At 66.1% G+C, this 14527-nt stretch carries 14 protein-coding genes; 8 read left to right on the top strand and 6 right to left on the bottom strand.

The features are described 5' to 3' along the window. The first annotated feature begins 183 nt into the window (after nt 1-183). A complete protein-coding gene (locus NO998_RS03855; protein WP_267645725.1) occupies nt 184-2094 on the top strand; it encodes an ABC transporter substrate-binding protein in 1911 nt (636 codons plus the stop codon). A gap of 33 nt (nt 2095-2127) precedes the next feature. On the opposite strand, the gene NO998_RS03860 is transcribed toward NO998_RS03855, so the two are convergent. Next, nucleotides 2128-2817: a DUF3426 domain-containing protein gene (locus NO998_RS03860; protein WP_267645726.1), complete on the bottom strand. Its 690-nt coding sequence runs from the start codon at nt 2815-2817 to the stop codon at nt 2128-2130. A gap of 62 nt (nt 2818-2879) precedes the next feature. Between NO998_RS03860 and NO998_RS03865 the strand changes: the two genes are divergently transcribed. Both NO998_RS03865 and NO998_RS03870 read left to right on the top strand, forming a co-directional pair. After that, the gene (locus NO998_RS03865; protein ID WP_267645727.1) at nt 2880-3740 is read left to right on the top strand and encodes a DsbA family protein; all 861 of its coding nucleotides are present in this window, start codon (nt 2880-2882) and stop codon (nt 3738-3740) included. Further along, entirely contained in the window at nt 3737-4060 is a 324-nt protein-coding gene (locus NO998_RS03870; protein ID WP_267645728.1) for a hypothetical protein, read from the top strand. Before NO998_RS03865 ends, NO998_RS03870 begins: the two co-directional genes overlap by 4 nt. Before the next feature lie 9 nt (nt 4061-4069). Here NO998_RS03870 and NO998_RS03875 read toward each other — a convergent pair whose 3' ends face one another. Genes NO998_RS03875 through NO998_RS03895 form a run of 5 tightly spaced genes read right to left on the bottom strand, consistent with a single transcriptional unit; the run spans nt 4070 to nt 7618 of the window. After that, complete coding sequence (locus NO998_RS03875; protein WP_267645729.1) at nt 4070-4483, bottom strand: hypothetical protein; 414 nt, start codon at nt 4481-4483, stop codon at nt 4070-4072. 48 nt (nt 4484-4531) lie between these two features. After that, nucleotides 4532-5146, bottom strand: a complete 615-nt coding sequence (locus NO998_RS03880) for a nucleotidyltransferase family protein (RefSeq protein WP_267645730.1) — start codon at nt 5144-5146, stop codon at nt 4532-4534. After that, entirely contained in the window at nt 5139-5567 is a 429-nt protein-coding gene (locus NO998_RS03885) for a hypothetical protein (protein ID WP_267645731.1), read from the bottom strand. Before NO998_RS03885 ends, NO998_RS03880 begins: the two co-directional genes overlap by 8 nt. A 26-nt stretch (nt 5568-5593) precedes the next feature. Continuing rightward, nucleotides 5594-6670, bottom strand: a complete 1077-nt coding sequence (locus NO998_RS03890) for a hypothetical protein (RefSeq protein WP_267645732.1) — start codon at nt 6668-6670, stop codon at nt 5594-5596. A gap of 6 nt (nt 6671-6676) precedes the next feature. Beyond that, nucleotides 6677-7618: a cytochrome b/b6 domain-containing protein gene (locus NO998_RS03895; RefSeq protein ID WP_267645733.1), complete on the bottom strand. Its 942-nt coding sequence runs from the start codon at nt 7616-7618 to the stop codon at nt 6677-6679. 372 nt (nt 7619-7990) lie between these two features. Between NO998_RS03895 and NO998_RS03900 the strand changes: the two genes are divergently transcribed. The 5 genes from NO998_RS03900 (at nt 7991) to NO998_RS03920 (ending at nt 14506) form a co-directional block, all read left to right on the top strand. Further along, nucleotides 7991-9733 carry an ABC transporter substrate-binding protein gene (locus NO998_RS03900; protein WP_321169523.1) on the top strand — a complete coding sequence of 581 codons (1743 nt, stop codon included), beginning with the start codon at nt 7991-7993 and terminating at the stop codon, nt 9731-9733. A 199-nt stretch (nt 9734-9932) separates the two neighbouring features. Continuing rightward, nucleotides 9933-10907, top strand: coding sequence for an ABC transporter permease (locus NO998_RS03905; RefSeq protein WP_267645735.1), 975 nt, complete (start codon nt 9933-9935; stop codon nt 10905-10907). Further along, complete coding sequence (locus tag NO998_RS03910; RefSeq protein ID WP_267645736.1) at nt 10907-12127, top strand: ABC transporter permease; 1221 nt, start codon at nt 10907-10909, stop codon at nt 12125-12127. Before NO998_RS03905 ends, NO998_RS03910 begins: the two co-directional genes overlap by 1 nt. After that, complete coding sequence (locus NO998_RS03915; protein ID WP_267645737.1) at nt 12127-13170, top strand: ABC transporter ATP-binding protein; 1044 nt, start codon at nt 12127-12129, stop codon at nt 13168-13170. Before NO998_RS03910 ends, NO998_RS03915 begins: the two co-directional genes overlap by 1 nt. Next, nucleotides 13163-14506 (top strand): ABC transporter ATP-binding protein, encoded by a 1344-nt coding sequence (locus NO998_RS03920; RefSeq protein WP_267645738.1) that lies wholly within the window; start codon nt 13163-13165, stop codon nt 14504-14506. Before NO998_RS03915 ends, NO998_RS03920 begins: the two co-directional genes overlap by 8 nt. The last annotated feature ends 21 nt before the right edge of the window (nt 14507-14527 follow it).

Consider the following 14527-nt stretch of genomic DNA (forward strand, 5'->3'; position numbering starts at 1 on the left):
CGCCCATCGCCGACGAGCGGCGGCGTTGTCCCGGTCGTCGCGCTATCGAACCTGCCCGCTTCAAAACATAACTAAACAGTAAGTTGTTACAGAAACCCACTCACGTACTGCGTTTCCTATGTGTCTCGTTCACGAACCACTATGACTCGGTTTTATTGTTGTCTCCTCGAAAGTCGGTGGTACATGTCTGACCCTCACGGACGACGTAGTGACGAGTCACGATCGACCAGCCGCCGTCGGTGGCTACAGGCCGTCGGCGTCGCCGGCGCCGCCGGGCTGGCCGGCTGTACGGGCGGCAGCGGCGACGACGGGACCGGGTCGCCGAGCGAGACCGAGACGGACGGCGACGCGCTCGGTACCGCGACCGAGCAGTCAACGCCCCCGGCGGAGCTCCCCGAGGTCACGGGGACGTACAACACCGTGCTCTCCAGCCCCGTCGACACGCTCAACCCCCTGTACAACAACGCGAACAGCGCGGGGACCATCATCAGCTACGCCCTCGAGATGGGCTATGGCTTCCAGCCCGGCAACCGACAGCTCCCCCAACTCTACGAGCTGACCACCGAGGACGGCGGGAAGACCTGGACGGGCAAGGTCCGGGAGAACCTTCAGTTCAGCGAGCCCTACGGGCAGGTGACTGCCGAGGACTTCGTCTATCAGGTCCAGGAGCTTCACCAGGCCGACTGGGCGTCGACGGCGAGTTCCAGCCGCTGGCCTGCCGAAGTCACGATCGAGCAGACCAGCGAGTTCGAGTTCGAGATCACGCTGCCCAGCGCGAACCTCCTCTACCCCCAGACGTACGAACCGCTGCTCTACCCGATCCCGAAGGGACTCCTCGAGCCGTACGTGGCCGAGGAGGACGACCAAGGGCTCCAGCAGGACGAAGAGCTACTCAACCTCGAGTTCACGGGGAACCTCGGCGCGTACACGTTGGAGGAGTGGAACCGATCCAGCGGCATGACGTTCACCCGCAACGAGGATTACTACCTGCGCGACGCCACGGACCAGAACGCGCTGTTCGAGGAAGCCCCGTACTTCGAGGGGCTCGAGGTCACCATCGTGCAGGAGCAGGCCTCCCGCCTCGCGGCCCTCGAAACGGGCGAAACGGACACTGCCTCCGTCCCCCCCGAGCGCGTCGAGCGCTTCGACGGCCTCGACAACGTCGACGTGAAGGTCGTCCCGCAGCCGTACAACGAGGTCTGTGTGTACAACATGCGGGAGAACGGATGGAACGCCGGTCCGGGCAACCTCTTCCGCGAGAAGAAGTTCCGTCAGGGGCTCGGCTGTGCGGTCGACAAGCGCACCCTCGTCGAGGGCGTGTTCCGCGATTACGCGAACGTCGAGTACACGTGGCAGCCCCGCTGGTCCCAGTGGTACCCCAGCGAGGCCGACATGATGGAGTTCGGGACCGGCGACCTCTACGGCGCCGAGGCAGCCCAGAGCCGCATCGAGGAAGCCATTGACAACGTCGAGTACGACTACAGCTACGACAGCAACGGCCGACTGCTCAACCCCTCGGGCCAGCAGTGTACGATCACGCTGTACCACAGCGCGGGGCAGAACACCGAACGGTCGATGGCGGAGTTCATCGCCCAGGAGTTCGAGGACAACGCCGGGATCGCTGTCGAGGTCAACGCGATTCAGGGCGCGCAGTTCGCTCGTGAGTACTGGCAGCAGGAGATCCCGGAGAACGCCGACGAACTCGAGTGGTCCAACGGCGCCTACAACGCCGGCCCCCGGGACGTGGCAACGAGCCCGAACGCGTGGGACATGACCGTCGTGTTCGGGCTGAACACCTACCCGCTGAACCCGCTCGCGGGTGAGGTGTTCTTCCAGAAGGACTCGTTCTACAACCCCTACGGCTACTACCCCTCCTGGGACGCCAAGAGCCTCTTCGAGGAGGCAAACGCCGCGGAGAGCCAGGAAGAACTCGAGGAAATCTTCGGCGAGATCTTCGTGAACATCGCCGAGGACCAGCCGATGGGGATGCTCGCGTTCCCCGCCGACACCGTCGGCTACGCTGCTGACCTCGACGGCCCCGTCGAGAACTTCTTCAACGGCTGGGACTTCTCGGCCTGGCACCGCGACGAGTAACGACGACGCTCACGGGCCGCCCCGTGGCCGTGACTACTCCACTTCTTCGCCGGCGATGGCGACCCGGAAGCTGGCGAACTCGCGAGCGTAGCTCGGGACGTCGCCCAGCGTCCGGAACGAGATCCCGACGGTGACCGACTCGCCCGGTTGGATCTGCCGGCCCGGCCGCGTCGACCGGGCGCCGATTGCCGCGCCGTTCTCGTCGTAGAACGTCGCCACCACGTCCGTGAGTTCGCGCGGGCTGTCGCCGCGGTTGGTGATCGTCGCGGAGACGTCGATCTGGTCCTGTGACTGTCTGAGGACTCGCTGTTCGGTTACCTCCAGCCCCGAGACGACCTCGCCGCCCCGGTCGTAGCTCACCGAGGTCTCGACCTCGTCGATCTCGGCCGCCTCGCGCATGTGGACGTTGAACGGCACGACCTCACCAGAAGGGATCGTCTCGATGAGGGTCCGGCCCGTCCGCTCCTCGATCACGTCCCCGTCACGCAGGAACTGGACCGTGACGGTGACGTTGGTGATCGGCCCGTCGTAGCGGTTCGACACCTCACCGACGGCGGTCGGGCGACCCGACCGGTCGAGGTGCGTCGTCGTCTCCTGGACGAACGCCTCGTCGGCCGTGGGTTCGGTGTCGCCCATCAGCAGCGCCTCGCCGCCGACGAGTCCGCCGTAGGTGAGGACTCCGGCCACGATGGCCACGATGAGGACGACGACGTTGCCCTTCATCGGTCACCCTCCGTTGTCCGGGTGCGGTGGGTTCTTCCCGACAGGCCTCCCTGTTCCGGCCGATGACGACGATCCACGTCTACGCGGACCCGCTGGACCCCCGCGGCTGGGGGTCCGAGCCGGCGCTGCGGCGCCTCCGGCTGACGCTGCCCGACGCCGACTGGCAGCTCCGACCGGTGGAGATGGTCCCGGATTGGGACTCCTACACCGGTCCCGAACTCCCGGGTCGTGAGGCCGCTGCGGCCACCTGTGCCCGGGTCAGCGAGGAGAGCGGGATGCCCATCGACGAGTTCCTCTGGTTCCAGAACCCGCCCGAGCGCTCCGGCCCGGCCACGCGCGGCGTGGCTGCGGCGCTGGAGCAGGGCGAGACGGCCGGCTGGCGCTTCCTCCGGGCCGCACGGGAGGCGACGTACATCCGCCGCACCAACCTCGACACGGATGCGGCCGTCGTCGACCTGGCGGCGTCGGTCCCGGACCTCGACACCGAGGCGTTCGAGACGGCTCTCGATGCCGGCCCCGAACTGCCCGACTGTTCGGCTGCGACGGAGGTCCACGGCGTCGGCGACGCCGGCGGGCGCCCCGAGCTCCCGACGATCACCGTCCGTGGCGACGCCGACGAACGCGGGCTCTCCGGGTTCGCCGACGCCGCCTCGCTGGACCACGTCGTGCAGACGGCCACTGGCTCCACCCCCGAACCGGCACGCGTGGGCGCCGTCGAGGCCGTCGAACGGTTCTCCGCGGAGGGATGGCTCGCGCCGATCGAACTCGCCGCCCTCGCCGGCGTCAGCTACGACGACGCCGTCGACACCGTGGCCGACGCCGAGGGGATCGTCGAACGCGGGTTCGCCTCCGAACGGTTCTTCCGGAGCGCCGAGTACGTCGCCGACGCCGGCGAGGCAGAAGACGCCGACACCGACGAATGACGGTCCGCGTGTTCGAACTCCGTGGCGTCTACGTCTTCGAGTACGACGGCGAGGTGCCCCCGTCGATCGAAGGCGCGTACAACGAGTTCGAGGGGCGCTACGAACTGGCGTCGAAAACGGAGTTGGACGGGCTCCCGGAGTCGTACGAACTCGTCGAGGACCCCGACCCGTACCGCGTCGAGTTCCGGGGCGACCCGCCGGACTCGGTGACCGCCGCGGCACTGTTCGTCGAAGACGGTCCGATGTCGACGACCGTACTTTGCCCGGACGAAGACAGTGTCGAGCGTGCGATCGACGCCGGCGGACGACGAGTCGACTGAGCACCGGCGTTAGGCCGCTCGGTCGGCCACGGCGGCGCCGAGGTAGCCGAAGACGGTCCAGGAGATCATCGTCCCCATCAGCGTCGCGAACACGACCGGCCAGAGCGAGACGCCCACGTTCGAGGTGACGAAGCCGGGCCACGCGCCGACGTAGCCGGTCAACAGCACGAGGACGGTGACGGTAAGCGACGCGAACACGCCGGCGACGGCGCCGTCGACGGACCGCGCTTCGGACCGTGCGGAGAAGAACGCGGCGGTCGCCCCGCCGACCAACGGCCACACGACCAGCAGTGCGCCGAACGCGAGCAGGCCACTACCCCCCAGCACGAGCGTCTGGAGCAGCGTGAGCAGCACGATCGTTCCGCCGCCCGCGACGTCCGACGGGATCGGCAGCATCGGCGATGTCGATTTCGAAGTAGCCATGGCAAACACTGTGATTGCGAGTAGGATAAACGTACCGCAGACGACGGGCTACGCGAACCGTTTGACCGCGTCCCAGTACTCCTCCGGGGTGTCGATATCGACGAAGATCCGCTCGTCGTCGACGGCGACTTCCCGGGTGTCGGTGTCGTCGGCGTACACCACCGCACGCGCGCCCTCGGTCTCGGTCGCCGGGTCGTGCAACAGGGCGTCGAACGTCGAAGCGGCGAACAGCGGCGGGTGGCCGCGCCCGCCGTCGGTCGTCGGCTGGATCACGTCGGCAGCAGGCTGCTCGCTGAAGGCGTCGATGACCGCGCTGATCGCGTGGGTCGGGATCAGCGGGTAGTCCACCGGCGAAAGCAGGAGCCCGTCAGCATCCCGGTCCTGTGCTTCGCGCACGCCCTCGCGGACGGAGGAGAGCATCCCATCCTCGTAGCGCTCGTTCTCGACCACCGTCGCCCCCGAGAGGTCGGCACGCTTGCGAACCTCGGCAGCTTCGTGGCCGAGGACGACGACGATGTCCTCGACGCCCGCCCGGTCGTACTGGGCGATCAGGCGCTCGACGAAGCGGTCGCGTTCGACGGTCAGCAGCGGCTTGGGGAACCCGCCCATCCGGGTCGACTTCCCGGCCGCGGTGATGAGGCCGATCAGCGAGGGCTCACTCATCCTCGTCGCCGGAGTTGCGTTCGAGGTGGTCGGTGAGCTCGTCGAGGAAGAAGAGCTTCATCACGACCGACTGGAACACCGACATCCCGTTCATGTTGTCGACCTGTGCGGAGGTGATGCGGTCCTGCTGACCCAGCAGCACCAGCACGTTTCGTGCTTCCTCGACTTCCGCGCTCAGGTCCTCGACGAAGGTCAGATAGGCCTCGGTGTCGAGTTCGTCGTGCTCCTCGGGGACGGCGAGGGCGGCATCGACGGCGGCGTCGAGGGACTCCTCGAAGCCGGTGACGAACTCCCGGATCTGGTCGGTAGAGGACTGCACGGCCTCGCGGCCGACGCCCTGTCCCGCAAAGGAGATCAGGAACTCGTAGGAACTCTCCATCTCTTCGATCTGTGCGCGTAGCTCAGTAACCGGCTGGTCCATACCCCGTTGATGGGAAAGAAGTGGGTTTAGTCCTCCCGGTTCGGCGTCGGTCGCCAGCCGCCGGACGGCCCGCGCTCGGCGCCGCCGGCCGCCCCGAGTTGGCGAAGCGCGATCCGGCAGGTGTCGGGGTCGAGCGTCGAACAGGCCGCCACGTCGGCGACGAACGACTCGCCGACGGCGTCGAGCACCCGTCGGGACTTCTCCGAGAAGTCCTCGCCGCTGAGGTTCTCGGCGGTCCGCTGACCGAGCCCGTAGGCCTGGATCACCTTCCGGCCGTACCGTCCCTCCCGCCAGAGGTCCCGGCCCATGTCCGGGTCGTACCGGCCGAGTACGTCGGCGAACTCCTGGAACCCCTGGGAAAGGTCGATCACGACGGTGTACCGCCCCGCCGTGAGCCGAACGACCGGCGGTGCCGGGACGGATGCCGGCTCCGGTGTATCCGACGTGTCGTCGGCTGTCTCCCCGTCGCCGTTCTCACCCTCCGCATCGTCGTCAGTATTGTCGGCTTCCGCCTCGTCTCCATCCGGGGCCGACGCCCCGTCACCGAGCAGGCGGGCGTCCAGCCGCAAGCGCCCGGGCGTCCCCCGGACCTCGTGTTCGTCGAGCCTGTCGAACATCGCCTCACCGATGGCCAGATCCCGCCCTAATCCCGCCGTCGTACGACGGCTCCCGATGGCCGCACGGATCTCGTCGGCGTCGAGGCCGTCGATTTCGGTACCCACGTCGGCGACGGCGTCGGCGCTGCTCGGGGGCGAGCCGCCGGCGAACGAGGCGGCGTTGAGTCGGTGGTAGAGCTCCATCGCCCCCGCCGGGTCCATCGCGCGCGCCGCGACGAGCGCCTCGCAGGCGACCCACGACGCCGGGACGCCCGCTTTGAGTGGTTCGGCTTCGACCGGGAGGCCGGCGGCGTCGGCGGCCCGTCGGGCGTCGGCGGCGTACGTCGCCGCGGCCTCCCCTTCGAGCGGGTCGGGAAACGCGACGGTCGGGCGCAGCGTCCACGTCAACTCCGGGTACGTGTACGCGACACGTTTCAACGTCGACCGGTGGCGCCAGCCCGCGACCGAAAGCGGGTCACAGAACAGTTCCGCGTGAAGCTCGGCCATGAGCCCTCAGTCGTCGGATTCGGGCTCGCCGCCGTCGGCCGCTCGTTCCGCGCCGACCTGCCAGCTCGCCGGCGAGTACTTCTCGGCGTACTCCTCGACGGTGACCTTGCCGGTGATCATGCTCTTGGTGATCTCCCACTCGTTGGGGCGCAGCGCGAAGTAGACGTGCCCCATCACGAGCGCGAGCATCCCGACCGCGAAGAAGTCGTGTAGTACGAAGCTCCACGAGATCAGACCCAGCGAGTCGGCGGTCCCGAGGCCGAACTCGACGCCGAGGAACGTGAACTCACGGGTCGGCTCCCAGAACAGCGAGAGAACCTCGACGCGTCGCCAGAGAACGAACCCGGTGAAGATGATCCCGAAGGTCGCACCCGTGACCCCCCAGTGGAGCAGCTTCTGGGCGCTCGGGTACTCGAACTGTCGCGGGTACTCCTCTTTGAGACCGATCAGGTTCTGGAACCGCGCGATCAGGTCCTTGACTTCCTTCGTGCCGACCCACATCTTGTCCCACGTACCCTTGTACGCGACGTGGCCGACGTGGAACAGGACGTAGGCGATCAGCACTATCGCGGAGACGATGTGGATGGTGAGCCACGAGATCCCCCCGACCGCCTTCACGGTCACGTCGTTGTTCATGATCAGGAACCCGGAGAGCATCATCGCGAAGATAGAGATCGCCATGACCCAGTGTGACGCGCGCTGTGCGAAGGTGAACCGGCCGATCTCCTCGACGCCCTGTGACTCGAGGGACTGTTCGACCTCACGCTTGGACGGCCCGTCGCTATCAGAGTGCTCCGTAGGGTTCAGTATCTCCCGTAGGACGTAGTGTCCGAGGAAAGTAAGCGTCGCAACGAAGGCCAGAACGAGGAGGACGTCCCAACTGAGGCCGACAACGACCTCGCGTCCTGCCCGCTGTGTGAAACGGAATACGTCGATACCAAATGGCATAGCTTCGGTTATGCGGAGGGAAGGACTTAAACCCACGGACCGCAGCCGTTGCTCGCCGAATATCCCCCCTGTAAGCATCGTTCTACAACGACCAACGGGAGCCCCTCACGGGGTGTGTGTTTGTAGATGGTATCCATGGGTACAGAGACCATGTTACTAAACAACAGGTTTATTAAGGGCATCGGACAATTGGCGAGTCACATGTCTGACCCGTTTGGACGACGTGGAGACGATAAGAATTCGACCATCGACCGGCGTCGCTGGCTCCAAGCCATCGGCGTAGCCGGTGCCGCCGGTCTGGCCGGCTGTACCGGCGGCGACGGTACGGATACCCCCGCGTCGGACACCGATACGGACACCCCACAGAACGCGATGGGGACCTCCACCCCGACGCCCTCGGGCGAGCAGGAGATCCCCGAGGTCGGTGGCACCTACCGAACTGTCACCAGCAGCCCCGCCGAGACCCTCAACCCCCTCTACAACAACGAGGCGGGCGCCGGGACCCTGATCGGCTACGCGCTCGACCTCGGCTACACGTTCAAGCCGGGGAACACGCTCATGCCCCAGCTCTACGACCTGACCACCGACGACGGTGGGAAGACGTGGACGGGGAAAGTCCGAGAGAACCTGGAGTTCGGCGCCGGCTACGGGCAGGTCACTGCCGAGGACTTCGTCTACCAGGTTCAGGAGCTCCACCAGGCCGAGTGGGCGTCGACGGCCGACTCGAGCGCGTGGCCGGCGGAGGTCACCATCGAACAGACCAGCGAGTTCGAGTTCGAGATCACGCTGCCCAGCGCCAACCTGCTCTACCCGCAGACGTACGACCCGCTGCTCTACGCGATCCCGAAGGACCTGATCAAGCCGTACGTCGAGAACGAGGACGACAAGGGTCTCCAGGAGGACCAGGAGCTGCTGAACCTCGAGTTCACGGGGAACCTCGGCGCGTACACGCTCGAGGAGTGGAACCGATCCAGCGGACAGACATACACCCGTAACGACGACTACTACCTGCAGGAGGCGACCGACCAGAACGCGCTGTTCGAGAACGCCCCCTACTTCGAGAGCCTCGAGAACTCCGTCGTGCAGGAGCAGGCCTCCCGCCTCGCGGCCCTCGAGACGGGCGAGACCGACTCCGCGGCCGTCCCGCCCGAACGCGTCGAGGAGTTCGACAGCATGGACGGGGTCAACGTCTACCTCATCCCGCAGCCGTACAACGAGGTCTGTGTGTACAACATGCGGGAGAACGGATGGAACGCCGGTCCGGGCAACCTCTTCCGCGAGAAGAAGTTCCGCCAGGGGCTCGGCTGTGCGGTCGACAAGCAGACCCTCGTCGAGGGTGTGTTCCGTGGCTACGCGAACGTCGAGTACACGTGGCAGCCCCGCTGGTCCCAGTGGTACCCCAGCGAGGCCGACATGATGGAGTTCGGGACCGGCGACCTCTACGGCGCCGAGGCCGCCCAGAGCCGCATCGAGGAAGCCATCGCAAACACCGAGTACGACTACAGCTACGACAGCAACGGTCGTCTCCTGAACCCGTCCGGTGAGCAGTGTACGATCACGCTGTACCACAGCGCGGGGCAGAACACCGAACGGTCGATGGCGGAGTTCATCGCCCAGGAGTTCGAGGACAACGCCGGGATCGCTGTCGAGGTCAACGCGATTCAGGGCGCGCAGTTCGCTCGTGAGTACTGGCAGCAGGAGATCCCGGAGAACGCCGACGAACTCGAGTGGTCCAACGGCGCCTACAACGCTGGCCCCCGAGACGTGGCAACGAGCCCGAACGCGTGGGACATGACCGTCGTGTTCGGTCTCAACACGTACCCGCTGAACCCGCTCGCGGGTGAGGTGTTCTTCCAGAAGGACTCGTTCTACAACCCCTACGGCTACTACCCCTCCTGGGACGCCAAGTCCCTCTTCGAGGAGGCGAACTCTGCAACGAGCCAAGAGGAACTCAAGGAGATCTTCGGCGAGATCTTCGTGAACATCGCCGAGGACCAGCCGATGGGGATGCTCGCGTTCCCGAGCGGCCGTAGCGGCTACTCGGCGGACATCGACGGCCCTGCCGAGAACTTCTTCAACGGCTGGGACTTCGGCGCCTGGCACCGCGAGGAGTAACACCGGAGTCGGCGGGCGTTTTTTCGCGGCCTGGCGGGTCCGCCCATCGAAACACACATGGGGTAGTCATGTCGTACCGGTACACACCGGAGCGATAGTTTCCCACTCATACGCATACGATCCGGCGGCGGCGAAGTCGACAGAACTGACAGCCTAACAGACGGACGGAGTTTACAACATACACATGAGGCGATAAGCAATGGGAATGGAATGGTACATCGTCAGGCGGGTCGCGTGGGCGGCCATCGTGACGTTCATCATCGTGTCGATCACGTGGGGGCTGATGGCGGCGGCGCCGAACCCCGAAGTCCAAGCGGCCGCGACACAGGCGGCGATGGACGGCGACGACCCGACGGCGGCGGCCGAGCGTGCCGAGGCGCGACTCCAACTCGACCGACCGCTCCATGAGCGGTTCATGGACTACGTCGTCGGCGTCTACACGCTCAACTGGGGCTGGTCGAACACGCGGAACCAACCGGTGACACAGGCGATCCTCGAGTCGCTCTACTACACCGTCCAGTACTCGGTTCCGTGGACGATCCTGACCGTGTTGATCGGACCACTCGTGGGGCTGTACTCGGCCGCCAACCAGTACAGCTGGAAGGACCACGTAGCGACAGGCTTCGCGTTCTTCGGGTTCGCGATCCCGAACTTCTTCTTCGGGATCATCCTGTTGCTGTTGTTCGGCGTGACGTTACGCTGGATACCGATCGTCTATCAGACCGACGTACCGGTGTTCAGCGTCCAGAACGCCATCCAACTCGCGGTCCCGGTGTTCGTGCTGGTGACCGGTTCGATCGGGGCCATCATGCGCGTCTCGCGGAACGAGTCCGTCGAGTACACGAACGCGGACTTCGTCAAGACCGCGAGAGCGAAGGGTGTCTCGACCTACCGGATCTACTTCCGGCACGTCCTCCGCCCGACGATGGTGCCGCTGTCGACGACGATCGTCGGCTACCTGCTGGCGCTGTTCACGGGGTCGTCCCTGCTCGTGGAGGTCGTCTTCGGCATCCCCGGACTGGGTCGGACCCTCTACGACGCGGTGGTCGCACAGGACACCAGCCTCGTTCTCGGCTCGACGTTGTTCTTCACATTCGTCGCGACCATCGGGAACCTGATCCAGGACTTGGTGTACACACTGCTTGACCCGCGTATCAGCTTCGAGGATCGATAATGGCGACGGATAGACAAACCTTCGACGACGTCGACTGGGGACAGATCACCGAGGAGTCCGACCGTGAGCTCTCGCCGAACTTCCTGATCCTGGCCGGCGGGACGGCCCTGATGCTGCTGGTCGCCGCGTTCGACTACCTGTTCGTCACGGGTACCTACGACGACGCCATCGGGATGGACTTCGGGGACCAGTACACCCCGACGTTCGACTTCATCGGCTGGGGGTACGACGTGACACAGCTCGACTGGCTGTTCGCGTTCTCCATACTCCTGTTCGGGACGTACGTGATCCTCCCGCTCTACCAGAACCCGCGGATGAGCAAGTACTACTGGCGGGAGATGAAGCGCAATCGGCCGGCCATGGTCGGTCTCGGCTGGCTCGTCTTCATCTTCGTGATGGGCGTGCTCGGCCCGGTCGTCATCTCGCCCCCGCGTGCGGACCTGGCGGTGCAGTACCAGCCGCCGTTCCTGATGTCCATCGACAACCTGTATCCGATCCGCTGTGTCGGGCCCGTCGTCGACGGCGCCTGCCAGGGGACCCTGCAGTACCCGCTCGGGACCACTACCGACGGGAAGGACATCTTCACGATCATCGTCTACGGGATGCAGATCAGCATGAAGATCGGCTTCATCGCGACGCTGATCGTCATCACCATCGGGACCGCCGTCGGCAGCGTCGCCGCCTACGCCGGTGGGCTGGTCGACGAGGTGCTGATGCGGTACGTCGACATCCAGCAGTCGTTCCCGACGTTCATCCTCTACCTCCTGATCCTCTACATCTGGGGGGCGAGCCTGTTCCTGTTCGTGGTCCTGTTCGGGCTGTTCGCGTGGGAGGGAACCGCCCGGTACGTCCGGAGTAACGCCCTCGCGAAGACCGAAGAGGAGTACATCAAGGCCGTACAGCTCAGCGGCGCGAGCACCTACCGGATCGTCCGCGCACACATCATCCCGAACACCGCGAGCAGTATCGTGACCGACATCACGCTGCTCGTCCCCGGGTTCATCCTCGCGGAGGCGCAGTTCGCGTTCCTCGGGCTGGGTGACTCGACGATCCCGTCCTGGGGCGTCCTGATCGCGGCGGGCCGGTCCGACCTCGCGTTCGCGCCGTGGATCACGCTGGCGCCGGGGATGTTCCTCTTCCTGACCATCCTCGCGTTCAACTTCCTCGGAGACGCACTGCTCGACGCACTGAACCCCGAAGCCGACGCGGAGTCCGAATAATGTCAGAGGAACCACTACTCAAGGTCGAGGGACTCACCACCGAGTTCACGACCGACAACGGAACGTTGACCGCCGTCGACGGCATCGACTTCGAGATCAACCGCGGCGAGACGCTCTGTCTCGTCGGGGAGTCGGGGTCGGGAAAGACCGTCGCCAGCGAATCGATCACCCGCATCGTGCCGACGCCGCCGGGGGAAGTCTCCGGCAGCGTCGTCTTCGACGGGCAGGAGATCACCGCGATGAGCGAGTCCGAACTCCGGGGTATCCGCGGCGGGCGGGTCGCCCACGTGTTCCAGAACCCCCAGGACGCGCTCAACCACTGCTATACGGTCGGCTGGCAGATCGTGGAGGCCATTCAGACCCACGACCCCGACGTCACCAAGCAGGAAGCCCGCGAGCGCGCGATCGAACTGCTCAGCGACGTGGGCGTCGCCAACGCCGCCGCGCGGCTGGACGACTACCCCCACGAGTTCTCCGGCGGCCAGAAACAGCGCGTGATGATCGCGATGGCGCTGGTCACCAACCCCGACCTGCTCATCGCCGACGAGCCGACGACGGCCCTCGACGTGACCGTCCAGGCCCAGATCCTGAACCTGCTTGAGGACATCCAGGACAAGTACGACATGAGTATCCTCTTCGTCACCCACGACCTCGGCGTCGTGGCCGGCATCGCCGACGAAGTGGTCGTCATGTACGCCGGCAAGGTGATGGAGCGCGGTGGGGTCCACGAGATCTTCGACAACCCCTCACACCCGTACACGCGGGCACTGCTCGAGTGCCTGCCCGGCAAGGCCCGATCCGCGGAGGGGATCCCCGGATCGCTCCCCTCGCCGATCAACCCGCCGGACGGCTGCCGGTTCGCGCCGCGGTGTGACTACGCGGTCGAGGAGTGCCGTGCGGGCGACCAGCCCCCCGAGGAGCCGCTCTCGGAGAACCACGCGGTCTCCTGTGTCCACTACCAGCAGGGGTACGACCCGTCGGTAGTGCGCGGCGAGGCCACGCAGGGCGACGACGCGACCGCCGGAGGTGTTACCAGTGACTGACGACCCGATCGTCTCCGTTCGAAACCTGAAGAAGCACTACCCGATCACCGAGGGGATCCTCTCGCGGCAGGTCGGCGCCGCCAAGGCCGTCGACGGCATCAGCTTCGACATCGCCGAGGGTGAGACCCTCGGACTGGTCGGCGAGTCCGGCTGTGGGAAGTCCACTGCCGCCTCCTCGATCATCCGCCTCGAGGACCCTACCGACGGTGAGGTCATCTTCAACGGCGGCGGCCGGCAGGGCCGCACCCGCAACAGCGACGGGACCCACCCCAACGACATCACGAAGTTCCAGGACGAGGAGCTCAAGGCGTTCCGCCGTGACGCCCAGATGATCTTCCAGGACCCCTCCTCCAGCTTGGACCCGCGGATGACCGTCGGCAGCTCCGTCGCGGAGATGCTGCTGGTCCACGGGATGACCGACAAGCAGCGCCGCCGCGAGATCGTCGAGGACCTGCTCGAACGCGTCGGGCTGTCGGCGGACTACTACGACCGCTACCCCCACGAGTTCTCCGGCGGCCAGAAACAGCGTATCGCGATGGCGCGGGCGCTCGTGCTCAACCCCGAGTTCATCGTGGCCGACGAGCCGGTTTCCGCGCTCGACGTCTCGATCCGCGCGGAGATCCTCTCGCTGCTGAACGACATCCAGGAGGAGTTCGGCCTCTCGATGCTGTTCATCAGCCACGACATGAGCGTGATCCGGGAGGTCTGTGACCGGGTCGCGGTGATGTACCTCGGCGAGATCGTCGAGATCGGCGACACCGAGGACGTGTTCTCGGACCCCCAGCACCCCTACACCGAGGCGCTGCTGTCGGCGATCCCCACGCCGGACCCGACGGTCGACCGGAAGAACATCGAACTCAAGGGGACTGTCCCGAGCCCGATCAGCCCGCCCTCGGGCTGCCGGTTCCACACGCGCTGTCACCGGGTGATCCAGTCCGACGAGTACGACCTCGAACAGGAGCACTGGCGCGCGTTGTTGACGTTCCGCGACCGAGTCCGGGGCGGCGAGGTCGACCCAGACAGCATCCGGACCGCGCTCTCGGGTGAGGAGCGGGACCCCTCCGACGTGACCGACGAGACGGTCAAGTCCGAACTCAGAACCGAGTTCGACCTCCCCGAGCGCATCTCCGACGCCGACGCCGAGTCGACGCTCGAGACCGCACTCGACGCGCTCGCCGAGGGTCGCTTCGACGACGCCACCGAGACGCTCTCGACGTTCTCCACGCCCTGCGAGAAGGAGGAACCGGGCGAGACCGACCACGGCGACGGGCACCTCTCCTCGTGCCTGCGGAACCAGTCGGAAGTTCGGGCCGAGCCGGCTCCCGCCGACGACTGACTCGTCGGTTCTTCGCGGCTT

Source organism: Halolamina litorea (assembly GCF_026616205.1).
Lineage (GTDB): Archaea > Halobacteriota > Halobacteria > Halobacteriales > Haloferacaceae > Halolamina > Halolamina litorea.